Source organism: Actinomadura sp. DC4, from assembly GCF_030406325.1.
In the GTDB taxonomy this organism is placed as follows: domain Bacteria; phylum Actinomycetota; class Actinomycetes; order Streptosporangiales; family Streptosporangiaceae; genus Actinoallomurus.
The window spans coordinates 1-24,792 of sequence record NZ_JAUEQY010000053.1 but is presented as its reverse complement, the minus strand read 5'-3'; the positions used below and the strand labels follow the sequence as shown (position 1 = coordinate 24,792).

Annotated in this window: 24 protein-coding genes and 1 tRNA gene; 16 read left to right on the top strand and 9 right to left on the bottom strand. The window is 68.9% G+C overall.

The genetic code is table 11. The features are described from left to right. Positions 1-132: 132 nt before the first annotated feature. The 3 genes from mshA (at position 133) to QWU11_RS45360 (ending at position 2,857) form a co-directional block, all read left to right on the top strand. Positions 133-1,404 (top strand): D-inositol-3-phosphate glycosyltransferase, encoded by a 1,272-nt coding sequence (gene mshA, locus QWU11_RS45370; protein WP_290120814.1) that lies wholly within the window; start codon positions 133-135, stop codon positions 1,402-1,404. Between the two features lie 49 nt (positions 1,405-1,453). Continuing rightward, on the top strand, positions 1,454-1,945 hold the full coding sequence (locus tag QWU11_RS45365) for a YbjN domain-containing protein (protein WP_290120813.1): 492 nt from the start codon (positions 1,454-1,456) through the stop codon (positions 1,943-1,945). A gap of 102 nt (positions 1,946-2,047) precedes the next feature. Continuing rightward, positions 2,048-2,857 carry an SAM-dependent methyltransferase gene (locus QWU11_RS45360; RefSeq protein WP_290120812.1) on the top strand — a complete coding sequence of 270 codons (810 nt, stop codon included), beginning with the start codon at positions 2,048-2,050 and terminating at the stop codon, positions 2,855-2,857. Here QWU11_RS45360 and QWU11_RS45355 read toward each other — a convergent pair. Beyond that, positions 2,831-3,643, bottom strand: coding sequence for an SAM-dependent methyltransferase (locus tag QWU11_RS45355; protein ID WP_290120811.1), 813 nt, complete (start codon positions 3,641-3,643; stop codon positions 2,831-2,833). The genes QWU11_RS45360 and QWU11_RS45355 overlap by 27 nt on opposite strands. Before the next feature lie 151 nt (positions 3,644-3,794). Between QWU11_RS45355 and QWU11_RS45350 the strand changes: the two genes are divergently transcribed. Then, positions 3,795-4,541 carry a phosphoglyceromutase gene (locus QWU11_RS45350; RefSeq protein ID WP_290120810.1) on the top strand — a complete coding sequence of 249 codons (747 nt, stop codon included), beginning with the start codon at positions 3,795-3,797 and terminating at the stop codon, positions 4,539-4,541. 340 nt (positions 4,542-4,881) lie between these two features. Next, complete coding sequence (locus tag QWU11_RS45345) at positions 4,882-7,467, top strand: hypothetical protein (protein WP_290120809.1); 2,586 nt, start codon at positions 4,882-4,884, stop codon at positions 7,465-7,467. 253 nt (positions 7,468-7,720) lie between these two features. On the opposite strand, the gene phoU is transcribed toward QWU11_RS45345, so the two are convergent. Next, positions 7,721-8,386 (bottom strand): phosphate signaling complex protein PhoU, encoded by a 666-nt coding sequence (phoU, locus tag QWU11_RS45340; RefSeq protein ID WP_290120808.1) that lies wholly within the window; start codon positions 8,384-8,386, stop codon positions 7,721-7,723. Between the two features lie 153 nt (positions 8,387-8,539). Between phoU and QWU11_RS45335 the strand changes: the two genes are divergently transcribed. Together QWU11_RS45335 and QWU11_RS45330 are read left to right on the top strand one after the other, a co-directional pair. Further along, on the top strand, positions 8,540-9,721 hold the full coding sequence (locus QWU11_RS45335) for an ATP-binding protein (RefSeq protein ID WP_290120807.1): 1,182 nt from the start codon (positions 8,540-8,542) through the stop codon (positions 9,719-9,721). Further along, on the top strand, positions 9,718-10,404 hold the full coding sequence (locus tag QWU11_RS45330; protein ID WP_290120806.1) for a response regulator transcription factor: 687 nt from the start codon (positions 9,718-9,720) through the stop codon (positions 10,402-10,404). The genes QWU11_RS45335 and QWU11_RS45330 overlap by 4 nt, the downstream gene beginning before the upstream one ends. A 49-nt stretch (positions 10,405-10,453) precedes the next feature. Here the strand turns inward: QWU11_RS45330 and QWU11_RS45325 are convergent, their stop codons facing one another. Both QWU11_RS45325 and QWU11_RS45320 read right to left on the bottom strand, forming a co-directional pair. Beyond that, positions 10,454-11,248 carry a hypothetical protein gene (locus QWU11_RS45325; protein ID WP_290120805.1) on the bottom strand — a complete coding sequence of 265 codons (795 nt, stop codon included), beginning with the start codon at positions 11,246-11,248 and terminating at the stop codon, positions 10,454-10,456. A 111-nt stretch (positions 11,249-11,359) separates the two neighbouring features. Next, positions 11,360-12,082, bottom strand: coding sequence for a hypothetical protein (locus QWU11_RS45320; protein ID WP_290120804.1), 723 nt, complete (start codon positions 12,080-12,082; stop codon positions 11,360-11,362). A 341-nt stretch (positions 12,083-12,423) separates the two neighbouring features. Between QWU11_RS45320 and QWU11_RS45315 the strand changes: the two genes are divergently transcribed. Together QWU11_RS45315 and ispF are read left to right on the top strand one after the other, a co-directional pair. Next, entirely contained in the window at positions 12,424-12,906 is a 483-nt protein-coding gene (locus QWU11_RS45315) for a CarD family transcriptional regulator (protein WP_141955139.1), read from the top strand. Between the two features lie 25 nt (positions 12,907-12,931). Next, the gene (gene ispF / locus QWU11_RS45310) at positions 12,932-13,393 is read left to right on the top strand and encodes a 2-C-methyl-D-erythritol 2,4-cyclodiphosphate synthase (protein ID WP_290120803.1); all 462 of its coding nucleotides are present in this window, start codon (positions 12,932-12,934) and stop codon (positions 13,391-13,393) included. Positions 13,394-13,397: 4 nt separating this feature from the next. Here ispF and fahA read toward each other — a convergent pair whose 3' ends face one another. Further along, positions 13,398-14,603: a fumarylacetoacetase gene (gene fahA, locus QWU11_RS45305; protein WP_290120802.1), complete on the bottom strand. Its 1,206-nt coding sequence runs from the start codon at positions 14,601-14,603 to the stop codon at positions 13,398-13,400. Positions 14,604-14,661: 58 nt separating this feature from the next. Then, complete coding sequence (locus QWU11_RS45300) at positions 14,662-16,011, bottom strand: DUF2637 domain-containing protein (protein ID WP_290120801.1); 1,350 nt, start codon at positions 16,009-16,011, stop codon at positions 14,662-14,664. A 253-nt stretch (positions 16,012-16,264) separates the two neighbouring features. On the opposite strand from QWU11_RS45300, the gene QWU11_RS45295 reads away from it, so the two are divergent. The 4 genes from QWU11_RS45295 (at position 16,265) to rlmB (ending at position 20,085) form a co-directional block, all read left to right on the top strand. Continuing rightward, positions 16,265-17,029 (top strand): DUF6585 family protein, encoded by a 765-nt coding sequence (locus QWU11_RS45295; RefSeq protein ID WP_354670959.1) that lies wholly within the window; start codon positions 16,265-16,267, stop codon positions 17,027-17,029. 87 nt (positions 17,030-17,116) lie between these two features. Continuing rightward, a complete protein-coding gene (cysS, locus tag QWU11_RS45290) occupies positions 17,117-18,508 on the top strand; it encodes a cysteine--tRNA ligase (RefSeq protein WP_290120799.1) in 1,392 nt (463 codons plus the stop codon). Positions 18,509-18,584: 76 nt separating this feature from the next. Continuing rightward, complete coding sequence (locus QWU11_RS45285; RefSeq protein ID WP_354670958.1) at positions 18,585-19,145, top strand: Clp protease N-terminal domain-containing protein; 561 nt, start codon at positions 18,585-18,587, stop codon at positions 19,143-19,145. A 34-nt stretch (positions 19,146-19,179) separates the two neighbouring features. Then, positions 19,180-20,085, top strand: coding sequence for a 23S rRNA (guanosine(2251)-2'-O)-methyltransferase RlmB (gene rlmB, locus QWU11_RS45280; RefSeq protein ID WP_290120798.1), 906 nt, complete (start codon positions 19,180-19,182; stop codon positions 20,083-20,085). A gap of 176 nt (positions 20,086-20,261) precedes the next feature. Here the strand turns inward: rlmB and QWU11_RS45275 are convergent, their stop codons facing one another. The 3 genes from QWU11_RS45275 to QWU11_RS45265 form a co-directional block, all read right to left on the bottom strand. Continuing rightward, positions 20,262-20,798, bottom strand: a complete 537-nt coding sequence (locus QWU11_RS45275; protein WP_290120797.1) for a hypothetical protein — start codon at positions 20,796-20,798, stop codon at positions 20,262-20,264. A 295-nt stretch (positions 20,799-21,093) separates the two neighbouring features. Continuing rightward, entirely contained in the window at positions 21,094-22,008 is a 915-nt protein-coding gene (locus tag QWU11_RS45270) for an SDR family oxidoreductase (protein ID WP_290120796.1), read from the bottom strand. Beyond that, the gene (locus QWU11_RS45265; RefSeq protein WP_290120795.1) at positions 22,005-22,589 is read right to left on the bottom strand and encodes a TetR family transcriptional regulator; all 585 of its coding nucleotides are present in this window, start codon (positions 22,587-22,589) and stop codon (positions 22,005-22,007) included. Before QWU11_RS45265 ends, QWU11_RS45270 begins: the two co-directional genes overlap by 4 nt. A 94-nt stretch (positions 22,590-22,683) precedes the next feature. On the opposite strand from QWU11_RS45265, the gene QWU11_RS45260 reads away from it, so the two are divergent. The 3 genes from QWU11_RS45260 to QWU11_RS47590 all read left to right on the top strand — a co-directional run bounded on the left by QWU11_RS45260 (position 22,684) and on the right by QWU11_RS47590 (position 24,310). Then, positions 22,684-22,756: transfer RNA gene (locus tag QWU11_RS45260), tRNA-Thr, on the top strand. Between the two features lie 374 nt (positions 22,757-23,130). Then, the gene (locus tag QWU11_RS45255; RefSeq protein ID WP_290120794.1) at positions 23,131-23,415 is read left to right on the top strand and encodes a hypothetical protein; all 285 of its coding nucleotides are present in this window, start codon (positions 23,131-23,133) and stop codon (positions 23,413-23,415) included. 571 nt (positions 23,416-23,986) lie between these two features. Then, positions 23,987-24,310: a MerR family transcriptional regulator gene (locus tag QWU11_RS47590; RefSeq protein ID WP_354670957.1), complete on the top strand. Its 324-nt coding sequence runs from the start codon at positions 23,987-23,989 to the stop codon at positions 24,308-24,310. Positions 24,311-24,792 lie beyond the last annotated feature (482 nt).

Here is a 24,792-nt window from a genome sequence, read left to right as displayed (position 1 = left end):
TCGTTTCCCCCGGGGGGAGCCCCGATTCGGGGCACTGATCAACGTCGGGGCGTGGTTGGGGCCGATCTTCCTGGGGATACCTCGCCGACGGGAATGTCAGGTTGTGGTCGGTAGGTTCTCTTATCGGAGGTGGTGTCCGTGTCGCGTCTTGCCCGGGTGGCGACGATCAGTGTTCACACGTCGCCCCTGGACCAGCCGGGGACCGGGGACGCCGGGGGGATGAACGTCTACATCGTCGAGGTCGCCAAGCGCATGGCCGAACTCGGTGTCGAGGTCGACCTGTTCACCCGTGCGACCTCGCGCGCCCAGCCGCAGGTCGCCGAGCTGGCCCCCGGTGTGCTGGTCCGTCACGTCGGAGCGGGGCCGCTGGAAGAGCTGGACAAGACCGAGCTGCCGCGGCAGATGTGCGCGTTCACCTCGGGCCTGCTGCGTACCGAGGCCGCGCACGACCCGGGCCACTACGACCTGATCCACTCGCACTACTGGCTCTCGGGGCAGGCCGGCCACGCCGCGCGCATGCGCTGGGGCGTCCCGCTGGTCCACTCGATGCACACGCTCGCGAAGGTCAAGAACGCCGCGCTCGCCGACGGCGACACCCCCGAGCCGCTCGGCCGCGTGCTGGGCGAGCAGCGGGTGGTGGACAGCGCCGACCGGCTCATCGCCAACACCGCCGACGAGGCGAGCCAGCTGCGGACCCTGTACGGCGCCGACCCCGAGCAGGTGGAGACCGTGCTCCCGGGCGTCGACCTGACGACGTTCACGCCGGAGCGGGACACCGACGGGGCGCGCCGCCGTCTCGGGCTGCCGCGGGACCGGGCGATCCTGCTGTTCGTCGGCCGCATCCAGCCGCTCAAGGCCCCGGACGTGCTGATCAAGGCGGCCGCGCGGATGCTCGAACGCGATCCCGGGCTGCGCGACCGCCTGCTCGTCGCCGTCGTCGGCGGCCCCAGCGGCTCCGGCCGTACGCGGCCGGACGAGCTGCACGCGCTCGCCGCCCGGCTGGGCGTCGCCGACATCGTACGGTTCTGCCCGCCGTGCCCCCAGGCGGTGCTGGCCGACTGGTACCGCGCGGCCGACATCACCGTCGTGCCCTCGCACAGCGAGTCCTTCGGGCTGGTCGCGGTCGAGTCGCAGGCGTGCGGTACACCCGTGGTCGCGGCCGAGGTCGGCGGCCTGCGCACGGCCGTACGCGACAAGGAGTCCGGCCTTCTCGTACCCGGGCACGACCCGGCCGACTACGCGCGCGTCCTGCGCGACCTGCTCGGCGCGCCGCGCCGGCTGCGCCGGATGTCGCGCGCCGCCGTGCGGCACGGCGAGGCGTTCGGCTGGCAGGCGACCGTCGACCGGCTGCTGGAGATCTACGCCAAGACCGTGGGCGAACGGGCGATGGCCGCCTCGGCGTGAGCCCGTGTCGTACATGATGGTGGTTTCGTCGGCGAGCTGAGGAGCGGTGATGGGTTCCACGGACGAGGCGCTCAAGGCGATCCTGGACGAGCAGGGACTGGAGTACGAACGCCCGCGCCCGGGCGCGTACCTCGTCAAACTGCCCGGGCAGCACAAGCTGGCGACGATGACCTGGCTCGTCGCGGGAGAGCACAGCCTGCACGTCGAGGCGTTCTTCTGCCGCCAGCCCGACGAGAACCACGAGGAGTTCTACCGCCACCTGCTGCGCAAGAACGGCGGGATGTACGGCGTGGGGTTCGCGCTCGACCAGACCGGCGACGTCTACCTCGTCGGGCGGCTGCCGCTGTCGGCGGTGGAGCCGGAGGAGATCGACCGCATCCTCGGCTGCGTGCTGACCTACTCCGACGACAACTTCGACCGCGCGCTGGAGATCGGCTTCACCGGCTCGATCCAGCGGGAGTGGGACTGGCGGGTCAAGCGAGGGGAGAGCCTCGCGAATCTTCAGCCTTTCGCCCGGATTCTCCCGGATGCCGGCAACTGACGTCGGTTAATGAGAACAGATTCTAGTTTCTTGTCTGTTTCCGTGACTGATGGTGGCTCGCAGTAGTTAAGCTCTGTCCCTATCGATGGAGGGAGGGACGGCTTGGACGACCGAACCGCACCGGAGACGCTCGACCTGAGCACCCCCAACGTCGCCCGCATGTACGACTACTACCTCGGCGGCAAGGACAACTTCGCCGCCGACCGCGACGCCGCCGAGAAGGCGCTGGAGTTCGCGCCGCAGATCCGCATCGCCGCCCAGCACAACCGGGCCTTCATGGGCCGCGCCGTGCGCTACCTCGCCGAGGCGGGCGTCCGGCAGTTCCTCGACATCGGCACGGGCCTGCCGACCCAGAGCAACGTCCACGAGGTCGCGGGTGAGGCCGCGCCCGACGCCCGCGTGGTCTACGTCGACAACGACCCCGTCGTGCTCGCCCACGGCCGGGCCATCCTCGGCGGCACCGAGAACGTCCACATCGTCCAGGCGGACCTGCGCCGCCCCGAGGAGATCCTCGAGTGTCATGAGGTGCGCGAGCGCCTCGACTTCGACCGGCCGCTCGCCATCCTGCTGGTGGCCATCGTGCACTTCCTCCAGGACGCCGACGACCCCGAGTCGATCGTGGCGCGCTTCCGCGCGGCCCTGCCGGCCGGCGGCCACCTCGTGCTCAGCCACGTCTGCGGCGAGGCGCTCCCGGAGTCGGTCCCCGGCGTCACCGAGGTCTACAAGCACTCCTCGACGCCGATCGTGGCCCGCGACCCCGAGCGCATCAAGGACTTCTTCGGCGACCTGGAGCTCGTCGAGCCGGGCGTGGTCAACGTCGCCCAGTGGCGGCCGGACACGCCGGAGACCAAGCGCATCGCGGACAAATATCGCCGCCCGTACTTCTTAGCGGGCGTGGCGCGCAAGAACTGACGCGTGGACGACATGGCCGCCCGAGCCCCTGGACGGCCCGGTCAGACCGCTCTCGTACCGTACGGCGAGATCCTCGTACGTCACGTCCTCGACCAGGGACAGGCCGAGCACGGACAGGCGTGCGGACAGGTCTCCGGGGACGAAGTGGCTGAGGAAGGGCTCACCTCTCTGCCCGGCCCAGGCGGCGCGGCGCTCGAACCCCTCGCGTTGCTCGGGCGACATCGCGGCCGGCGGCTCACCGTAGTCGAACGCCACCCCGGACCCGCCCGGCCGGCTCCCGACGAAACCGAGCGTCCCGTACACCGCCTCGGGCGTCAGGTACGGCACGACGCCCATCCAGACGAAGAACGCCGGCCGGTCCGCCTCGAAGCCTGCCTCGGCCAGCCCGTCCGCCAGGCTCATGGCCTCGAAGTCGATCGGCGCGAAGGTCAGCGAGGGCGGTTCCGCGATCTCGGCGGCGGCCAGCAGCTCCCGCTTCCACGCCTGCGTGGCGGGAAAGTCCACCTCGAACACTCGCGCGTCGTAGGAGTGGCGGTAGGCGAAGGTGTCCAGGCCCGCGCCCAGCACGACCGCCTGCGACACCCCGTCGTCCAGCGCGGCCACGAGGGCCTCCTCGGCGAACCGGGCGCGGGCGGCGACGGCCAGCCGTACCGGCTCCTGCTCGGGGTCGAAGACCGCGTCGAAGACGTGATCCGCGTCGGCGACGGTGACGAGGCGGGCCGCCAGCGGGTCGTCGAACACGCACCCGCCGTCGATCTTCTGGTGCGCCGCTCGCACGATCGCCACGCCTAACGCCGTGATACTGGGCCGTCCGGTCCGCATTTCGCGTCCTTTCGCTCGATTTTCGCCCCATGGTGACAGCGCGGAACGCGGTCGTCGACGGACGTACGACCCGCGTTTTCCGGCGCCGCAGGTGGACCCAGTAGGCTCGCTGGTTATGGCGACATTGGTACTTCTCCGGCACGGAGAAAGCGTCTGGAACGCCGAGGGGCTGTTCACCGGCTGGGTCGACGTCGACCTCTCGGAGAAGGGCGAGGAGGAAGCGGTCACCGGTGGTGACCTCCTGCTCGACGCCGACCTGCGGCTCGACGTGCTGCACACGTCGGTGCTGAAGCGCGCGATCCGCACGGCCAACATCGCGCTCGACGCGGCCGAGCAGCTGTGGATCCCCGTACGGCGCTCCTGGCGGCTCAACGAACGGCACTACGGCGCGCTCCAGGGCAAGAACAAGGCGCAGACGCGTGAGGAGTACGGCGAGGAGCAGTTCATGACCTGGCGCCGCTCCTACGACACGCCGCCGCCGCCGATCGCCGACGACGACCCGCTGTCGCAGGTCGACGACCCGCGCTACTCCCTGCTGCCGTCGGAGCTCGTACCCCGCACCGAGTGCCTGGCGGACGTGGTGGACCGGCTGCTGCCGTACTGGTACGACGCGATCGTCCCGGACCTCGCGGCGGGTAACACGGTGCTGGTCGCCGCCCACGGCAACTCCCTGCGCGCGCTGGTCAAGCACCTGGACGGCATCTCCGACGACGACATCGCCGGTCTGAACATCCCGACCGGCATCCCGCTCCTGTACGAACTGGACGACGACTTCGAGCCGCTGAAGAAGGGCGGCGAGTACCTCGACCCCGACGCCGCCCAGGCCTCCATCGAGGCGGTCAAGAACCAGGGCAAGAAGTAGTCCCGATCATGGAGCGGCCCCCTCACCTGCGTCCGTCGCAGGTCAGGGGGCCGTTCGCGATCTGGCCATCATCAACGGCAGCTCGGCGATACGGCCGTATGTGGTCGAGGACACTTTCAGGGCCGCTGGAGGCGCAGGCATCATGTCGACCACAGGGATCCCTGTGACGTCAGGAGCGAGTCGGGCCGCGGGTGCCTCTTTGTGGCGTAAGTCGACTCACACGGCCGGGGCTTGCGTTGAAGCGACGGCCGGGGTCGTGGACCACACGGGTGAGTTCCATCGTCTACGGTCAGACGCCCGATCAGAGTCGTCTGAAACGCCAGAGGCATCAATAGGCGACATGCGTGAGCGGCTGCGTTCTCGGCTTGCGTCGATCAAGTTGCCTGCGTTTGATTCCAACGACTGCATGATTCGGCTGGATGAAGTGCGACGCGGCTTTTACGGCCAGCGGACGGTACGTGATGATTCGCGGGTGACCGGCACGGCTCCAGAAGAGTTCGCGCCCGGCACGAGTTGGTTGACGACACGGCGGCAGGACGCGTTCGCGGCGGCGGTCGACGGAGATTGGCAGCCGGTCGAACACTCACTGGACGTAGTAGTCGACCACCTGACCGAGCTTGGTGATCGGTCGGCGGCGTTCATTCTTGAATCTCGGCCTTCTGCGGGTGGTCGCCACGGGTTCGTGGTCGTCAACGAGGGTGGCGCCATATTTCGGGTCGAGACCCAGCGAAAAGATGGGCCGGAGGTTCTCCACGTTGGGGAGGGGTGGCCGTCATCTCCGGGTGCGCGGGCGATCGTCGTCAATGCTGTGGGCAAAGCTGTTCCGTTGACCGGAAAGTATGCGAGAACTGCGTCAAGTACACACAACGCATTGGTCGGTCCATCGCAGTTCCTCCACTACGGCGCAGGTGGAACGGAAGGTGAGACCCCCATTATCGTGCTCTTCCCCTCCAAGCGTGAGGCGCTGCACGGGGGTGAAACGATAGTCGAATATAATAGGCAGCCGAGGAAGCACGCGAAGCTTGTACTGGACTACACGGGGTACTATCGCGGCAATAAAGATGGCCTATTGTATGGGGATCCCGGTAAGGCGCGCGAAAAGGGAAACACCAGGGTTTTTCTCGTAAAGGTGCCGATCGCCGAAGTGGTCTCCCCTATATGGCGTATCGGACCAGGTGACGAGGGTCTGCCGCCGCGATCTCAAGTACTCGATGAATTCCATGACATTGTGCGTCGCCTGTATTCCGCGCCGCGTTCATCGAAGCCTCCGCTCGGAGTCAAAGATTTTCACGAAAGACTCCATGCGGATGGACTGTCCATCGCAGATGCATTTACTCCGCAGAGTGGGTGGAAAATAAGGCCAGCGGCGAGCGACGCTCGTTTTCTGCAGCCATTGGATGCGATCAAGGGCTCGCAGATCAATTTCCAGTATACCTACGATATTCCGCCGGACAGACTGTGGGATCTTCATCTCTGGGCGGTGGAGGACAGAAATACGATACCTATCTCGTGTGATATCGTAAAAGCTGGCATGGACTTTGCCGTGCAGGTGAAGCAGGCTTTTGTGGCTTACGTTGAACGTGCACATCCGGAAGCTGTGGCGGCACTGGATTCGGGGGCTCCAGCTCTCCGGAACTATGTACTTGTGGTCTACACTCACGCGGCGGCAATGCAGGTCACGCTTGTTCTTGAAAGTCCACCTTTGATGAAGAACCTATTGGCCTTGGCGGTTCGATCTCCACTTCACTTGTACCGCCGGAATTTGCTGCCATCCGGCGTACGTAATTACCTTGACTCCAACGCGGATAAAGTTATCGATCTCTTCGTTGATCACTTGCGGTCCAGTCTGCCGGCAATCTGTTATGGTGCGGACAAGCGTAAGCGGGGCGCAGACATTAATATTGATTACAGGAGGTTGGCGGACGATGCGACCAGTCGTGAATACCTAGAATCCGCACTATACGACAGTCCGTCTAAAAAAATCGGCCAATATGACTCGGTTGGAATGCAGGATGGATATAAACTGGGTCCATCGGGCGATAAAGTAACGGTTGAGTTTCGTTTCGACCCGGATGAAAAGTTCGGACTTCACGAGATCCGTATGCTGGAGCAACGGCTCGACGAAATCGAAAACGTGATCTGGCCGGATCGGCATTCATCGGTCCATGGGCAACACGAACAGGGCGGCCATCTATCTTCCCCGCACCATGCCATGGCGTCTTCCAGCGGTTCTGAGCAGGTGTACGCGTTCCCGCGGGAGGCGGGTCATGGGCAGGGGCCGGGTTCGTATGGGCCGTCGATCGGCTGGCCGGTATCCGATGCGCGGTCGGTTTTCACTGACGCCTCCACGCGCCACGGTCTCCTCCGGACGCTGGCGGAGCTGAAGGCTCGCGCGAGCGAATCGCCGGATGCCCAGCCCGAGATCATCGAGCTGCTGGGGATGGTCACGCAGACGGCCGCTCAGTGGCGCATCGAGCCGCGAGATCCGGAGGCAAGGCGCGACTCTCCCTCACTCATGCCAGGCGATGACCCTGTGGACCACGACTCTCGGACGGCGGGTGCCATGGTCAGCGGGCTCGAACGTGCCCTGGCGCGGCGTACGGGCGAACGTGACGCCGCCCGGACGAACGAGGCGGACGACCTCCAGGCCGGCGACGGAATCGTCCGGTTGCTGCGGCGCGCACTGACCGCCTGGATCGCGCGCCAGGCCGTCGCTCCTGGTTCTCCAGCCGCCGTCACCGGAGCCGAAGGCGGAGCTGGGGCGACGCCGGCAGCGGCTCCAGCACAGATCGACATCGCCGAGGGCATCGAATGGGTCACCCCCCAACGCAGCGGCCGCCGCTCCGACGGCACGCTCATTCCTCTCGAGGACCGAGCCTGTGTGAGCATCACCGTCATCACATCGCCGCCTGTGCGAGGGGAATGAGCCCCGCTCTTACAGCCGCACGAAGTCGGCGCTTCAACCACCCTCGTGATCGTCCTGGGCGCATGCGGGCGGGCGGGTGCCTGGGCGAACCCGGATGCGAAGCCCCGGCCGCCGGCGTCGCCGCTCCCAGCCGCCTCCGGCCCGTGCTTCTGCCGCAGGTGAGGAGGCCCTTCGTGGTCTGCCACGCCCCCGTATGTGGCCGGAAACGACGAAAGCCCCGGCGTTCCGCCGGGGCTCGCGTGCTTGTCGGGACTCAGGTGAGGATGCCGCCGAGGTCTTCCGGGTGCTGGCCGGTGACGAGGTAGACGACGTTCTCGGCCACGTGCACCGCGTGGTCGGCGAAGCGTTCGAAGTAGCGGCCCGCCAGCGAGATGTCGACGGCCGGCTCGACGCCGTGGCCCCACTTCGGGGACAGGAGCGCGTCGAACAGCCGGCGGTGCAGGCGGTCCATCTGGTCGTCGTCGGCGTCGAGCTCCAGGCCCATCGCGACGTCCTGTGAGGCGATGACGCTGCCCGCTTTGGCGATCATGCGCTCGGCGATCTGGCCCATCTCCAGCACGGTCGCGTGGAGCTCGGGCGGGATGGCCGACTCGGGGTGGCGCCGCCGCGCCGTCTTGGCCAGGTGTACGGCGAGGTCGCCCATGCGCTCCAGGTCACCGCTCATGCGCAGGGCGGTGATGAGGGTCCGCAGGTCGCTCGCCACCGGCTGCTGGCGGGCCATCAGTTCGAAGACGGTCTCCTCGATCTCCGTCTCCAGCTTGTTGACCTGCTCATCAGCGCTGATCACCTCTTCGGCGAGGCGCAGGTCGGCATCCAGTAGAGCGGTGCTGGCCCGGGCCATCGCCGACCGCACCAGCCGCGTCATCTCCACGAGTCTGTCGGAGAGTCCGTCGAGCTCATCGTGGTAGGCGTCTCGCATTCGCATCCTTCATTCGGCACGTTTATCCGATTAGACAGGATGGTCGCCTGCCATGAACGGTTGTGTAGTTGCAGGTTAACTTTGGACGAACCTACCCGCAGGTGGGCAGGTGGGCGAACGGACCTGGCCAGAGTCCCGCCTACGATCCAAGATGTGGATGTGGAGGTTGTCGCGACTCTGGCAGGCGCCGCTGGGCTGGTGACCGGTCTGGTGACCGCATTGGCGGTGCGCGCCAGTGAGCGCGCCCAGCGCCCCGTGGACGTTCCCGCCCAGACCGCGGGGGTGCCCTCCGGCGTCGCCTCGGTGCTCAGTGTCCTGCGCTCGTCCGCGGTGGTGGTCGACAGCGACGACCGTGTGCTGCGGGCCAGCTCCGCCGCGCGGGCGTTCGGCCTCGTCAGCGGTGACCGGCTGGTCATCGACGCCCTCGTGGCCATGGCCCGGCTCGTACGCCGCGACGGCGAGATCCGCGAGAAGGAGATCGAGGTCATCCACGGCCGGCGCGAAGGGCGCTGGTTCGCCGTACGGGTGGCGCCGATGGGCACCCAGGGCCTCGTCCTCGTCCTCGCCGAGGACCTGACCGAGCTCCGCCGCGTCGAGGCCATCCGCCGTGACTTCGTGGCCAACGTGAGCCACGAGCTCAAGACCCCGGTCGGCGCCCTCTCGCTGCTGGCCGAGACCGTGGAGGACGCCGCCGACGACCCCGTGGCCGTACGACGCTTCGCCAAGCGCATGCAGCACGAGTCCCTGCGCCTCACCAACGTCGTCCAGGACCTGATCACCCTTTCCCGGCTCCAGGGCGGGGAACCGGTCGCCGAACCCAAGGTCGTCACCCTTGACGACGTGGTCCACGACGCCGTGGACCGCTGCCGCCTCAAGGCCGAGCCCAAGGACATCACCCTCGCCATCGGAGGGCGTGAGGGGCTCCAGGTGCACGGCGACGAGGAGCTGCTCATCACCGCGGTGCGCAACTTCATCGACAACGCCATCGCCTACAGTCCCGAACGCACCCGGGTGGTCGTCTGCACCCGGCTGGCCGACGAACGCCACGCCGAGATCAGCGTCACCGACCAGGGCATCGGGATCCCCGAGGCCGACCTGCAACGCATCTTCGAGCGCTTCTACCGTGTCGATCCGGCCCGGTCCCGCCAGACCGGCGGCACCGGCCTCGGTCTCGCCATCGTCAAGCACGCCGCGACCCGCCACCAGGGCGAGGTCAACGTCTGGAGCAAGGAAGGCTCCGGATCGACGTTCACCATCCGCCTGCCGCTGTTGACGGCCTCCGCGTCCGCGGAGACGTCCGCAGGCCATGCCACCGTACGGGAGGCCCCCCAGTGACCCGAGTGCTCGTCGTGGAAGACGAGGAGTCGTTCAGCGACGCGCTGTCGTACATGTTGCGGAAGGAGGGCTTCGAGGTCGCCGTCGCGTCGACCGGTCCCGACGCCCTCGATTCCTTCGACCGCGCCGGTGCCGATCTCGTCCTGCTCGACCTGATGCTGCCCGGGCTGCCCGGCACAGAGGTGTGCAGAGAGCTCCGCACCAAGTCCAACGTCCCCGTGATCATGCTGACCGCCAAGGACAGCGAGGTGGACAAGGTCGTCGGCCTCGAGCTGGGCGCGGACGACTACGTCACCAAACCGTTCTCCTCCCGCGAGCTCGTCGCCCGCATCCGCGCAGTCCTGCGTCGACGCGGCGACGTCGAGGAGCTCGCACCGCCCACCCTCGAGGCCGGACCGGTCCGCATGGACGTCGAACGCCATGTCGTCACGGTCTCCGGACGCGAGGTGCCGCTCCCGCTGAAGGAGTTCGAGCTGCTGGAGGTGTTGCTGCGCAACGCCGGCCGGGTGCTGACCCGGATGCAGCTCATCGACCGGGTGTGGGGCGCCGACTACGTCGGGGACACCAAGACGCTCGACGTCCACATCAAGCGGCTGCGGGCCAAGATCGAGCCCGCTCCGTCGACACCGAGGTTCATCATCACCGTGCGCGGGCTCGGCTACAAGTTCGAGCCGGACGAGTGAGGCTCCGTCTCGTGACTCCGTTCCGGGGTCACGAGACGGGCGCTCGCGCTCAGACGCCCGGGGTGGCCGAGGCCTTCTTCGCCTTGCCGGCCCGGGCCTTGCTCTTTCCGCCGCTCTTCGGCTGCGTGCTCTGCGTCGGCAGCGGGGTCGTGCTCGGCGTGGGCGGGGCCGTCGGCGCGGCCGGCGCGGGGGAGAAGGTCGCGTAGGAGCCGTTCCGCGGCACGACCGGGACGTTCAGCGTGACCGTGCCGGCCTGCTGGAAGTGCAGGGTCAGCCGTACGGTCTCGCCGCCGGAGTAGGCCTGGGCGATCCCCTTGAGGATCAGCTTGGAGGACGGCGACGGCGGGGCGGCCGGAGCGGCCTGCGCCACGGGGGTGTTCGGGGTGCGGCGGGTGCGCGGCGTGACGCCGGCCTTCGGCGTGCGGCTCTGCGCCGGGGGAGCCGGGGGAGTGGCGGTGGGGGACGGCTGCGGCGGCGGGGCCGACTCGACGGTGTTGACGAGCCTGCTCGGCGGCAGGTTGAGGGCTCCACCGGCGATCTGGACCGACTGCGCCACGCCGGGCGCCTCGACGGCGACGAGCCGGTCGGCGGCGCCGCTGTTGTTGACGAACCAGGCGTAGAGCGGCGCGGAGCTCCCCGCGGCCAGCCGCTGGCCGGGCTGCGGGCCCAGGATGAAGGTGTTGCGGATGTCGACCAGGCGCGCGGAGGCGTTGACGCCCTCGCCGAGCTGGGTGGGCAGCGCGCTCTGCGGATGCTGTCCGGCTGCGCAAGCGGACACCAGCGGGGCGACGGCGAAGACGCCGGCGACGGCGATGGCGGCGGCCCGGCGGCTGTTGCGGCTCACGGCGTCGTACTCTCCTTGGCGGAAGCTTCCTTGATCTGGGCGCGCGAAACGCCACACGGAAGCGTAGCGGTAGCCCGATCGAGGGGACGCGGGGGGCCGTGCCGGGCCCGATCAGCTCGGGGTCTGCAGCGCGCGAAGGTCGGCGGTGAGGTCGCGGCCGGGCTGGAGGCCGCGAAGGATCTTGCGGACGATCCGGTCGGTGCGGACCAGCACCGCGGTCAGCCCGGTGGCCTTGTACGCCGCGGAGAGCACCCGGTCGGGGTCGTCGGCGAGAAGGGCGGTCCCGGGCGCGGTCCCGGCCACCAGTGCGCTGACGTCCTTGTCGCTTCTGTCCGTACGGGCGTCGGCGAACAGCCAGACCTGGAGCCGCTGGCCCCCCGCCTGCCGGATGGCGTTCTGCGCGGCGGCGTCGCACCGGCAGTCACGCGGGACGATGAGCGCCACGCCGGCCACGTTGACGAGCTCGGCGACCGGGACGCGCTTGTTGCGGTAGATCACGTTGCCGGTGGGCAGGCCGCCGCCGACGTCGCCGGGGCGCAGCCGCTGCGGGCCGGTGGGCGGCACCTGCATCGTGCGCGGGTTGGGACGGGGTGAGATGACGGTCATCAGCACGCCGCTGATCAGGGCGATGAGCACGGCGCTCGCGATGAACGGCGCGGCGATGCCATAGCGTGTGAACGGCCGGCCGAGGCGTCCCCAGCGTGCCCGCCGGCGCCGTTGCCGCTGCTCACGCCGGTACGCGATGACGTCACGGTCGAGCTCTCTCGCGTCGTCAGGGACGACGACGTCGACCTTGGGAAGCCCGTAGTCGTCATGGTCGCCGTGAAGCCCCACGCCACACCTACCTTCTCGGACCACTGTGGTCTGCGCGGGAGCCGAAACCCCCCGCCGAGCCGGGCTCAGGGGGGCGTCAGACCCGTGCCGATCCGTCCATCTCCAGTATGAGCCGCTTCCGCCGCTGTGTGCGCGGTGCGGCCGCAATCCGATGGTGAGAGGATGTTGAGACGGCGGCCGAGACGATGGGGCGAGACGATGGCAAGGCCGTCTGTTACACGCGATTCGAACTTTGTCAATACCCTAATTACCGTGCTGACCTGCGCATATACCTGTAACGCCGGTACAGCGGGTCCGTGCAGCGTGCTACCCTTATCCATAGCGGAAGGGGTACTTGTCACATGACTTTCAAGGTCGGCGACACTGTCGTCTACCCCCATCATGGGGCTGCTCGGATCGAAGCCATCGAGACTCGTGCCATCAAGGGTCAGGACAAGACCTACCTGGTGTTGAAGGTCGACAAGGGCGATCTCACAGTTCGTGTCCCTGCGGAGAACGCTGAGCTGGTCGGCGTTCGTGACGTGGTAGGCCAGGAAGGGCTGGAGAAGGTGTTCGAGGTGCTGCGGGCACCATACACCGAAGAGCCCACCAACTGGTCGCGACGCTACAAGGCGAACCTCGAGAAGCTCGCGTCGGGCGACGTGAACAAGGTCGCCGAGGTCGTCCGGGATCTTTGGCGGCGCGACAAGGAGCGTGGCCTGTCGGCAGGCGAGAAGCGCATGCTGGCGAAGGCACGTCAGATACTGGTCAGTGAGCTGGCGCTCGCCGAGAAGACCAACGAGGACAAGGCCGAGGCGCTCCTCGACGAAGTCCTGGCCGGCTAGACGGTTGGCAACGCTTTTTCCACGGGTGGGCGTCGGGGTCGACGTCCACCCGTTCGCTGTGGGCCGTCCCCTCTGGCTCGCCGGCCTCGAATGGCCCGGCGAGGGTGACGGACTCGAAGGCCACTCCGACGGAGACGTCGCGGCCCACGCGGCCTGCGACGCCCTGCTGACGGCGGCCGGCCTGGGCGACCTGGGCGCCGTCTTCGGCACGGCCGACCGGCGCTGGGCCGGAGCCTCTGGCGTCGTCCTCCTGGGCGAGGTGCTGCGCCGCCTCGACGAGGCGGGCTTCACGATCGGCAACGTCGCCGTCCAGATCATCGGAAACCGCCCCAGGGTGGGCCCACGTCGCCAGGAGGCCGAAAAGGCCCTCAGCGAGGCTCTGGGCGGCGCGCCGGTCGGCATCTCGGCCACGACGACGGACGGCCTGGGCCTGACCGGCCGGGGCGAGGGCATCGCGGCCGTCGCCAACGCGCTCGTGCTTCGCTGACCGGTCATTCCGTGGCCGGATAGACGGTGCCGACGACGCCGCCGAAACCGATCGGGGTCCCGTCCGTCCCCGGAGCCGTGGCGGTGATGCGCACCGTGTCGCCGTCCTCCAGGAAGACGCGCCGCGCGCCGTCCGGAAGCTCCAGCGGCTCGTTGCCGTTCCAGGTGAGCTCGATGAGGCTGCCGCGCTGGTCGCGTGTGGGGCCGGAGACGGTGCCCGAGGCGAGCAGGTCGCCGGTACGCACCACGGCGCCGTTCACCGTCGTGTGCGCGAGCTGCTGAGGCGCCGTCCAGTACATCCCGGCGAACGGCGGGCGGCTCACCACGTGCCCGTTCAGCTCGATCGCCAGCCGGATGTCCAGGCCCCACGGCTCGTCGCAGCGGAGGTACGGCAGGGGCGGCGGGTCCTGCTCCGGCGGCCGTACGCGCGCCGCCTCCAGGGCCTCGACCGGCACCACCCACGGCGCGATCGACGTCGCGAACGACTTGGACAGGAACGGCCCCAGCGGCTGGTACTCCCACGCCTGGACGTCCCGCGCGCTCCAGTCGTTGACCAGCACGAAGCCGAACACGTGGTCGCGGAAGGCCGTCGTGGGCACCCGCTGCCCCAGCGCGGACGGCATGCCGACCACGCAGCCGATCTCCGCCTCGATGTCGAGCTTCTGCGTGGGGCCGAACACCGGGCCGTGATCGCCGCGCCGCTGCCCGCTCGGCCGTACGATCGGCGTCCCCGACGGCACCACCGTGGCGGAGCGACCGTGGTAGCCGACCGGCAGGTGCGTCCAGTTCGGCAGCAGCGGCTCGGAGCCGGGGCGCAGGATCCGCCCGAGGTTCGCGGCGTGCTCGCGCGAGGAGTAGAAGTCCACGTAGTCCGGCACCGCGAAGGGCATGTGCAGCTCGACGTCGGCCATCGGCGACAGGGCCGGCTCGACCTCGTCCCGGTAGGACATGTCCGTCAGCAGGGTGATGATCCGGTCGCGTGTCGGCTGCCAGACCGCGCGCCCGGCGGACATGAACGCGTTCAGCGACCCGGCGGCGAACCAGCGCCGGTCGGCGAGCAGCCCCGCTCCCGCGAGCTCGGCCAGGTCGAGCACATGGTCGCCGATGGCCACCCCGACGCGCGGCAGCTCACCACGCTGGGAGAAGACACCGTACGGAAGGTTGGTCACGCCGAAGCCGCTGCCCTCGGGCACGGGCACCCAGGTACTCATTCACTCAGCGTTCCCCCTCAGCGCCGAATTCACCAAGTCGAGGGGGTATTGCCGCAAGTCAGCCCCGGGGCGGGGTGGGGCCACTGCGGAACTTGCTGGAGGGCGGCGTCAGGTCCTCCCCGGCGTCAGGGTCCTCGGCGCGCTCGTCCGCGTAGATCTCCTCCTCGTCGTCCTCGTGCTCCTCGCGGGACGCGCCGACCATCGGAATGCCGTCGGGCTGGGTGTTGGGCAGCTTGATGCCGTCCGGCTGGGTGTCGGTCAGAGACGAGGCCGGCTTCGGCCCGCCCACGAGTCTCACGTCGGTCGGGAGGGAGGTCCGGGCCACCAGGCGCGGTGCGGGTTCCTCGTCCGGCTCGTCCGGCCGGTCGTTCATGGGCGCCTCCACCTTCTGTTCGGGTTCGGTGTCGGGCGGCTCGTCCGCGCGGCGGGGGGCCGGAGGGAGCAGGGGCTCGTCTCGTCCGGGCAGGTCCGAGGAGGCCTGCTCCTGCCACGACTCGGGTACGGGGTCGCTCGGCTCGGCGTGCACCGTGTGGGGCGCGGTGGCCTCCTCCGACCTCGTGTCGGTCCAGTCGGGGGGCGTGGCGTCGCCGGGCGTCTCCGGGTCGTGCCAGGACCCGCGGAGCGGCTCGCCCATCACGGGGTTGGGCGTGGTCGGCTCGGTGTCCTCGCGCCGGGCGGCGGAGCCCCAGGACGGCGGCACGGGGTCGCCCGGGGCGTCCCCGGCCGGGTCGAGGCGCGCGGCGTCCCAGGGGTTCTCCTCGAGGTCGGGAGGCGTGGCGGGCACCGTCTCCCGTACGGGCTCCAGCTCCCGGATCGAGGCGGGGCGGGGCAGCGTACGGATCTCGCCGGTGTCGAGCCCGGGGATGAACGAGGACTTGTCGACCACGGTGGCGGGCACGGGCTCCGTACCGGGGTCGCCCGGCTCGATGCCGCGATCGGGAGCGTCGGCGCGCGACCGGCCGCTCCGCGTCCGGAGACTCAGCATCTGCTTGATCATCGCGACCCACAGCCAGACGGCGAGGATCAGGATCGCCCAGGGCGCCACGGCGACGCCGACGTGCATCGGCGTGTTCGCCAGGGGGCCGTAACCCTTGACGGCGCGCTGGACGCCGGCCGCGCCGGCTCCGGCGATCAACGCGATGAGCAGCAGCCAGCGCAGCGCGCGGGAGAACCAGCCGGAGCGCCGGGCGGTGAGGATCGCCAGGATGACGACGACGACCAGGCCGTCGAGCATGCCGGGGTACAGGAACGCCCAGTGGCGGGCGGCGCCGCCGCGGAGCGCGAGCAGCCGCAGGTCGTCATAGGACAGCACGAACGTGCCCGCGGCCAGCGCGGCGACGCCGAGGCCGCCGAGCGTGGAGAGGAGCCGTCTCTGTGTCGTGGAGTACTGCGCGGGGGTGAGTGTCATTTGGGGGGAAGCCAACCATCGGGGCGGACGGGGTGGCACCATCTTGGCCGTATTCATCGGGTCTCGGGGTGAGCGCGGACCGCGTGTCGCCGTGAGATCGGTCGCGCTCGACGTTCGGCATACCCCCCGTGCGCGGCTGGGATGCGGAGCGGGAAGGATGTTGTCCCGCTTCGGGCGGTGCCCAACTGGGTATGCGGCCATTCGTGTTGTTTTGTCGGCCACGGCTTCCGATCATGGTGTCCCCTTGACAGATGTGACAGTCCCCTCCCCCATCGATGCGCTCGCAAAAGAAGAACGGCTCGGCGAGCCGTACACGGTGCACGATCCGCACACCGTGAACCCCAAGTCCCGTACCTGGCTCGTCGTGCTCGGCCTGCCCGGACTGCTGCTGCTCCCGTTCGCCGTGCGCTTCGTGCTGCAGGGCTTCGGCTGGGCGACGGTCCTGAGCGTGCTGCTGTGCGCGGCCTACCTCGGCGCGGCCGGGCGCATCCTGATGCGCGACGTCCTGCCCGGTTACGGCCGGATGCTCTACCTGTACGAGAACGGCCTGATCCTGGTCGAGGTGCGCAACGTCGCCACCTTCCCCTGGGACGCCGTCCGGGAGATCCGCGTCTCGGGCGTGCGCATGGGGTCGACGGACGTGGTGAGCTGGCGCTGCTGGCTCGTACGCGAGGACGGCACCGAGGCCGTCATCGGCCCGGAGTTCCCCGGCGTGCAGGAGGTGGTCGAGACGGTGTCCTCCAAGGTCACCGAGCGTCTGCTGCCGAAGTACATCTCCCGGATCGACACCGGCGGCACCGTACGCTTCGGCCCCTTCTCGATCTCCCGTGACCACGTGGCCAAGGACGGCGAGGAGGTGGCCTGGCCGAACGTCACCGGCGTCGAGATCAGCAACGGCATGGTGTACGTCAACCGCCGCGACCGTACGTCCGGCATGACGGCCACGGCCGGCGAGGTGCCCAATGCGGTCGCTTTCGGGGAATTGGCGCGTTATGCACGAGAAGGGCGCTCAAAATGAGGCCGAAGTGAGGACCGGCGGCCAGGATCGCCCAACAAAGCGCGTTTCAGGGTCGGGCGCCGACCCGTATCGAATAGCCTCTTACGCGTGAGCCTGCGCCTCTATGACACCGGCACCCGAGACATCCGGCCGTTCGTCCCGCTGACAGCGGGCAAGGCGGGCGTCTACGTCTGTGGTGCCACGCCGCAGGCCGCCCCGCACATCGGCCACATGCGCTCCGGCGTGACGTACGACCTGTTGTTCCGCTGGCTGGTCGCCTCCGGCTACGAGGTCACCTTCGTCCGCAACGTCACCGACGTCGACGACAAGATCATCAATGTCGCCGCCGAGAGCGACCGGCCGTGGTTCGCGGTGGCCGAGGCGAACCAGCGCGTGTTCAACCGCGGCTACGACGAGCTCGGCTGCCTTCCGCCGACCGTCGAGCCGCGGGCGACCGGGCACGTCCCGGAGATGATCATGCTGATGCGGCGGCTCATCGACGACGGGCACGCCTACAACGTCGGCAACGACGTCTACTTCGACGTCATGTCCTGGTCCGGCCGCTACGGCTCGCTGTCCAACCAGCGGCTCGACAGCATGCGCGCCGCCGGCGACTCTGTGGGCGACGACGCCAAGCGCGACCCGCGCGACTTCGCGCTGTGGAAGGGCGCCAAGCCCGGCGAGCCGAGCTGGGAGACCCCCTGGGGCCCCGGCCGCCCGGGCTGGCACCTGGAGTGCTCGGCGATGGCCACGAAGTACCTCGGGCCGGCCTTCGACATCCACGGCGGCGGCGTCGACCTGATCTTCCCGCACCACGAGAACGAGCTCGCCCAGTCGACCGCGGCGGGTGACGAGTTCGCCCGCTACTGGATCCACAACGGGCTGCTCAGCGTGGGCGGCGAGAAGATGAGCAAGTCCATCGGCAACGTCGTGCTCCTGACCGACCTGCTGGAGCGGGCCCGCCCGGTCGAGGTGCGCTACTACCTCGGCTCCGCGCACTACCGCTCGAAGATCGACTACTCCGACGAGGCCCTGCACGACGCCGCGGCCGCGTACCAGCGCATCGAGGCGTTCGTCGTACGCGCGGTCGAGATGGCCGGCCGGGTCGAGCCCGGCACGCCGCCGCAGGCGTTCGCCGACGCGATGAACGACGACCTCGGCGTGCCGCAGGCGCTCGCCGTCATCCACGAGTCCGTACGCGAGGGCAACACCGCGCTGACCGCCGGTGACAAGGACGTGGTCGTCCGCGTCCTCGGCGAGCTGCGCGCGATGCTCGACGTCCTCGGCATCGACCCGCTGGCGCCGCAGTGGGAGGGCGCCGGCGACGACCTCACCGAGGTGGTCGACGCGCTGGTCGCCGTGGCGATCGAACAGCGGCAGGCCGCGCGGGCGCGCAAGGACTACGCCGCCGCCGACGCGATCCGCGACCGCCTCACCGCCGCCGGAATCCTCATCGAGGACACTCCGCGCGGCCCCCGATGGGAACTCAAGCGTTCCTGAGGCGGTTGGTGGGTGGGAGTCCGGGGACGTAACGTTCGAGAGGCTTACACACCCCACCGCATTCGAGGTGGTCCAGTTGTTCGAGCGGTTCACCGACACCGCCCGCCGCGTCGTGGTCTACGCCAAAGAAGAGGCCCTGCTGCTCGACCACGACCACATCGGCACCGAGCACATCCTGCTCGGCCTGTTGCGCGACGACACCGAGACGGCCGTGAACGTCCTCACGTCACTCGGCGCCGGACTCGCGCCGGCACGTACACAGGTCGAGGAGATGGTCGGCCGCGGGCAGCCGGGCGACCCCGGTGACATCCCCTTCACCCCACGCGCCAAGAAGGTCCTCGAGCTCTCGCTCCGCGAGGCGCTGCAGCTCGGCCACAACTACATCGGCAGCGAGCACATCCTGCTCGGCCTCCTGCGGGAGGGCTCGGGCGGCGGCGCCCAGGTGCTGCGCGGACTCGACGTCGACTTCGACGAGCTCCGGGGCGGCATTCTCGCCGTCCTCCGCTCGCGCCAGCAGCCGCGTTCGGTCTTCGCCTCGGGCGGCTCGTCGCTGGAGAGCCGGCTGACCGCGATCGAGGACCGACTGGAGCGCATCGAACGGCTTCTTCGGGACGGGCCAGGGCGCGACTCCGCGTAGTCTTGGGGTTTCTTGATACTCGCGGAGGACATGAATGGCCAAGCGTCGTAAGAAGGGGCCGAGTCGGACCCTCAAGGCCGAGGACCGGCACTGGTACGGCAAGCGCCAGGAGGCGCGCGCCACCAAGTCGGCCACCCGGACCGGGACCGACACGACCGGCTCACGGCGTGGCCAGCCGTCCTCCGGCGGCGAGCGCCCGCAGCGGCGCTCCGCACCGGACGCCCCGGAGATCGTCACCGGCCGTAACCCGGTCGTCGAGGCCCTGCGAGCGGGCATCCCGGCGAGCACGCTCTACGTCATGTCGGGCGCCTCGGACGACCGCATCCGCGAGTCGATCAAACTCGCCACCGACGCGGGCGTCCCGCTGCTGGAGGCGGGTAAGACCGAACTCGACCGCCTCACCGACCACGCCGTCCACCAGGGCATCGCGCTACAGGTCCCCGAGTACAACTACGCGCACCCGGACGACCTGCTGCAACGCGGCACCCCGTCGCTGATCGTCGCACTCGACGGCGTGACCGACCCGCGCAACCTGGGCGCCGTCGTACGTTCGGCGGCGGCCTTCGGCGCGCACGGGGTCCTCGTTCCCGAGCGCCGGGCGGCCGGGGTCACGGCGGGGGCGTGGAAGGCGTCGGCGGGCACGCTGACCTCGGTGCCCGTCGCCCGCGCGACCAACCTCGTACGCGCGCTGAAGGCGTACCAGAGTGCTGGGCTGTTCGTGGCCGGGCTGGACGCTCGCGGGACCACGGGGGTGGACTCGCTGGACGCCTCGACTGGGCCGCTCGTGCTGGTGGTGGGCTCGGAGGGCAAGGGGCTGTCGCGTCTCGTGGCCGACACCTGCGACCTGCTGGTCAACATCCCGATGCCGGGCAAGGCCGAGTCGCTGAACGCGGGCGTGGCGGCGAGCATCGCGCTGTACGAGATCGCCCGCCACCGCTGAGCCTTTTCGGCCGGTAGGCCGTCTGTTCGGCCGGCCCCGGGCGGTTCCTCTGGCCGGGGCGGCCTGCTCAGTTGGGTCGGCTGCTTCTCCGGCCGACAGACCGTCCCCTCGCCCATCTCTTCGCCCGGCCTCGGCCGTCGCCCGGTCGGCCCCTCAGCCGGAAGGCCGTTACCTCGTCAGATGCGCCGTACGCAGAGGACCTTCGCGCCGGCGATGAGGGAGACCGAGTCGTAGGACCCGCCCTGGGGGCAGGAGGCGCTGTTCTCGGCCCACCGCACGACGGTCGCCCAGTGGGGTGACGTGCAGGGCGTCTCCTCCAGCTTGCTCGACTGTTGCGGGTCGACGACGCAGTCGCCGCCGCGGAACACCCCGCCGCCCTGGCCGGCGTCGCCGGGGTGCGGCGCCTTGATGTTGCGGATGCACGCGACGTTGTTGGACAGGTTGAGGTGGCCCTTGGTCTGCTCGACGCCGACCATGGCGTCGGTCTCGTCGGGGCAGTCGGTCGGGGAGCTGAGCCCGGCCAGCGGGCGGGAGGTCATCTTGATGATTTTCGCCGCGGCCTCGTCGGCGTCGCAGCCCGTGCGATGGAACTCCTTGCCCTCCTGGTCGCCGACGAGACCGGCCGGCGACACGCACTGGCCCGCCTTCCAGTCGCCGGTCGGCGCCGAGGTGTCGGGCGACAGGGCGACGAGCACGATGAACAGGCCGATCACGACGGGGATCGCGAGACCGACGATGATCCGCGCTCGCCTGCGGTTGTGCGGCGGAGCGGGAGGGGGCGGGTACGCGCCGAAGGGCGGTGGTCCCTGCGGCGGTCCGTAGGGCGGGCCTGGAGGCGGTCCGTACGACGGGCCCTGGGGTGGGCCCGGAGGCGGTCCTTGAGGCGGCCCTTGGGGCGGGCCGTTCCAGGGGCCGTACGGGCCGCCCGGCGGGGGCGGGGGTGTGGACATGTTCATGAAGCTCCCCGTTGGGTGAATCCGGCGGGGAAAACCCTATTGGACGGGGGTGTCAGCGATAGTCGGCGACGTCGGCGTCCTTCTTGTCGCCGAAGTAGGTCTCGGCGAAGAACCTGCTCGCCTCCGGCTGTGAACCGTCGAGGTCGGTGAGACCGTAGTGCTTGGCGAGTACGCCGGATGAGAGAGACTGCCCGGACCACCGGGCCCGGTCGGGGTCGGCGGCCAGCGCGGCGACGGCGCGCCCGATGTAGCGCGGCGTCTCGGAGATGGCGAAATACTTGTCGTCGGCGATCCCGTCGCGCCAGGTCTCCTCGGTGACACCGAAGTGGTCGAGCATCTCCTCCGAGCGCAGGAACCCGGGGGTGAGCGCCAGCGAGGTGATGCCGTACGTCTCCAGTTCCTCCTTGAGCATCTTGCCCATCCGCGTGATGGCGACCTTGACGACGTCGAAGAACATCGTCCCCCGGTAGCGGTCGTTGAACATGTCATCGCCGTCGGTGATCTCCACGACCAGCCCCGCCTTGCGCCGTACGAGCAGCGGAAGCAGGGTGTGGAGGGTGATGAGATGGGTCTCGAGCCCGTTGCGCAGGGCCTGCAGCCCCTTGTCCAGATCGTGCTCCCAGATCGGCTTCCACTCGATCAGCTGGTCCGCGCCCCAGGTGTCGTCGACCAGTACGTCCAAGCGCCCGTCCTGTTCCTGCTCGATCCTGCGCGCGAGGGCCCGTACGTCGTCGGGCCGCATGTGATCGCAGCGCACCGCGATCCCGCGCCCGCCGGCCTCGGTGACGAGCTCCGCGGTGTCCTCGATCGTCTCCGTACGCCCGATGGGGCTCTTCGCGTCGCGGGTCGTACGCCCGGTGACGTACACCGTGGCCCCGGCCGCCCCGAGCTCCACCGCCATCCCACGCCCCGCCCCGCGCGTACCGCCGGTGACGAGGGCGACCTGTCCGTCCAGTGGTCTGTTCACGCTTCCTGCCTTTCTCGTGGCCGCCAGCCGTCGACCACCGTGGTGAGATCGTCCTGAAGCCGTTCGCGCAGCGAGCCCTGCGGCCGGGCCGACCAGTGGATCGCCGTCCCGTCCGCGATCGCGGTGAGAATCCGGGCCGCCGTGGCCGGCCGAGGCGCCAGGGGCAGCGCGGCGGCGTCGATGAGCGACGCGATCTCGGCCTCCATGACCGCGTAGAACTCGGCCATGAGCCCGCGAAGCTCGGAGTCGGCGAGGTCGACGGCGAGCTGAGCGAGGTTGTTGGCCGCCGTACCCGCGTCATCGAGCGGCGCGTACGCGACGAGAAGCGCGTGAACGGCGGCATGAGCCGGTTCGACGCCCTTGACGGACTCCCGGATACCGCTGCGCATCCCGTCGATGGCGCTCCTCGTCATCGCGGCGAGCAACCCGTGCTTGGACCCGAACCGCTGCGCGACCGTCCCGACGGAAACCTGAGCCTGAGCGGCGACGTCGGCGAGCGTGAACCCGGGCCCGAGCCGACTGATACTCGACGCCGCGGCCTCGAGCAACCGCTCGTCTGTGATCTCCCTGGGCCGTGCCATGGCAATTATTGAACCACAGTTCATTAATAGGCGGAAACCCGCCCAACCGCCCGCCGGCACGCGCTATCGTTGGTGAGGCTGTTGAAGTGAGCAGGCCTCCGTAGCTCAGATGGCAGAGCGTCCGCCTTGTAAGCGGCAGGTCGCCGGTTCGAACCCGGCCGGAGGCTCGTGTTGGCCCGGGGGGGCGACCCCCCGGAACCCCCCGATGGGGGGCTCCGCCCCCCACAGCCCCCTGCGGGCTGGCGTCGGTGGGGCAGCCTTCGGTTGGCTGCGGTGCCGTCCCATCATCGCCGTCGCATCGCTAGCACAGACGTGGCGTCAGAGGTCATTCGCCGAACTCTCCAGTGCGGCATTCCCGCCGCGATTGCGTAGCGTGATGTGTCTGCCGAGGACCCGGGACATGGCGCCGTGGCTGCAGTCGAATTTCTCGGCGACTTGGCGGACGGTCCAGCCCTGCTCGTAGAGGCGGACGGCGTCTTGTACCGATGTCGACACGGCTGCCAAGATCATTGACGCCCTGGTCGAACGAACCTTGCCCGTCGTGTGGAAGGTGGGAGAGATCCGGCGCATCCTCGACACGTCCCTGGGGCTAGCGGACGCGACCTTGCTCCTCTTGTACAACCAATCTAGTGACTCGACGGATCAAAGCCTGGCTCGTGACCACGAACAGGCGCGCTTGGGCAACTACCGCCGCGTCCTCCATCGCCTGCACGACGACAAGCTGATCGAGTACACGGAATCCACCGGCCGGCTCCTCATCTCGCCGAAAGGTGAGAACGAGGTGGAAGAGCGACTGCTGCCAGGTCTGTCTTGGCCTGGGCCGTGACGATCGCCGGGATGGTTGCGCGCCGTGGGAGCGAGGGCGATGGGCTGACGCGCCGCTTCTGGTCCTCGGGCCGTAAACGGCCCTGCGGTCCGGGTCGGCTTGTCCTCTATCACGGTCGTCCTCGCCTCACGGAATCAGATTAGACCGTTTGCAATCCGAGAATCACGTCGTACCGTCGCGTCCCGCACCGACTGCGCCGTTAGCTGATGCACCAGATTTTCGTGTTATTTGCGCAGCAAGCTGTCAACCACCAACAGGGTCCAGGCGCCGACTACCTGGCAAGGCCAGGATCCGCGAGAGGGACGGGGGAAGGCCGAGGTGATCATCTTGCTGACGGACAGGCCGCAGTTGCGGGCCCATACACGGAGTCGGCGACCGCCGTGACGGTCACCAAGCGGCTTGACGACAGGTCGCTGCCTGTCGTCGACGTCCCGTTTATCCGTTATTGATCTTCAAAATCTCATCGAACCTGCAAGTTCTCGGGGCCGCCGCGACCAAGAACTTCATGGCGCCAGTAGATCCTTCATCTGCCGTCAGCGTCAGAACTTCACGCATCCGATAGATTCTGGATGTGGGAAAGCTGGTCAGAGTCGGCGACGTCGCACGCGAGCTGGGGGTCTCAGCCTCCCGGCTGCGGCATCTCGCGGACAGGGGCGTCATCCCGTCGGAGCGATCGCCCGGTGGCCATCGAGTGTTCGATCCTGGGGCGGTCCGCAGCACGCTCGCTCAGCTCGCCACACCAGAGTTCACCTCCTCCCGGTGGGAGAACCCGACCTGGGAGCGACTGTTGCCGATCCAGGGGTTGCAAGAGGATGTGGTTTGGCGGTCAGCAGCCGACGTCCTGAGTGATCGGTTGAGTCCCGAGGCCAGATCGACCGCCGGCTACGCCCGTTGATCAAGGTCAGCGAAGGATTCGAGCCCGGTCGGAGGCTCGGTATCTGCCAGGGGGCGGCCCCCGCGGAACCCCCCCGCTATGGGGGGCTTCTCCCTCACGGCCCCCCACGGGTTGAGGTCGGTGGGACGGCCTTTGGTCTGCTGCGGTGCCGTCCTATTCGTCGCTGCCGCGTCGCTAGCGCAGACGTGACGTCAGTGGTGACTCGCCCTCGACGTTCCAACGCGGCATTCTCGCCGCGATTGCGTAGCGTGGTGTGTCTGCCGAGGGTGCGGCGCGTTGCGCCATCGTTGTAGTCGAATTTGCTGGCGGCTTGGCGGATGGATCGGGTGCGCCCCCCGTGCCGGGCTGGTCGATGTGAGGTGCCTCGGATCTTCCGGACAGCGTCCCCAAGTAGGCTTGGGGATGTTCGGAAGGGAAGGGTAATTGGCTCGCGGTAGGGCGTTCTCTCAGGAGTTCAAGGACGAAGCGGTCCGCATGGTGCT

Bases quoted from the DNA above. Each gene is read 5' to 3' on its own strand.
- QWU11_RS45345 (WP_290120809.1), top strand. From the start codon at position 4,882: ATGCGTGAGCGGCTGCGTTCTCGGCTTGCGTCGATCAAGTTGCCTGCG.
- QWU11_RS45350 (WP_290120810.1), top strand. From the start codon at position 3,795: ATGGCGACATTGGTACTTCTCCGGCACGGAGAAAGCGTCTGGAACGCC.
- QWU11_RS45315 (WP_141955139.1), top strand. From the start codon at position 12,424: ATGACTTTCAAGGTCGGCGACACTGTCGTCTACCCCCATCATGGGGCT.
- phoU (WP_290120808.1), bottom strand. From the start codon at position 8,386: ATGCGAGACGCCTACCACGATGAGCTCGACGGACTCTCCGACAGACTC.
- QWU11_RS45365 (WP_290120813.1), top strand. From the start codon at position 1,454: ATGGGTTCCACGGACGAGGCGCTCAAGGCGATCCTGGACGAGCAGGGA.
- rlmB (WP_290120798.1), top strand. From the start codon at position 19,180: ATGGCCAAGCGTCGTAAGAAGGGGCCGAGTCGGACCCTCAAGGCCGAG.
- fahA (WP_290120802.1), bottom strand. From the start codon at position 14,603: ATGAGTACCTGGGTGCCCGTGCCCGAGGGCAGCGGCTTCGGCGTGACC.
- QWU11_RS45300 (WP_290120801.1), bottom strand. From the start codon at position 16,011: ATGACACTCACCCCCGCGCAGTACTCCACGACACAGAGACGGCTCCTC.
- QWU11_RS45265 (WP_290120795.1), bottom strand. From the start codon at position 22,589: ATGGCACGGCCCAGGGAGATCACAGACGAGCGGTTGCTCGAGGCCGCG.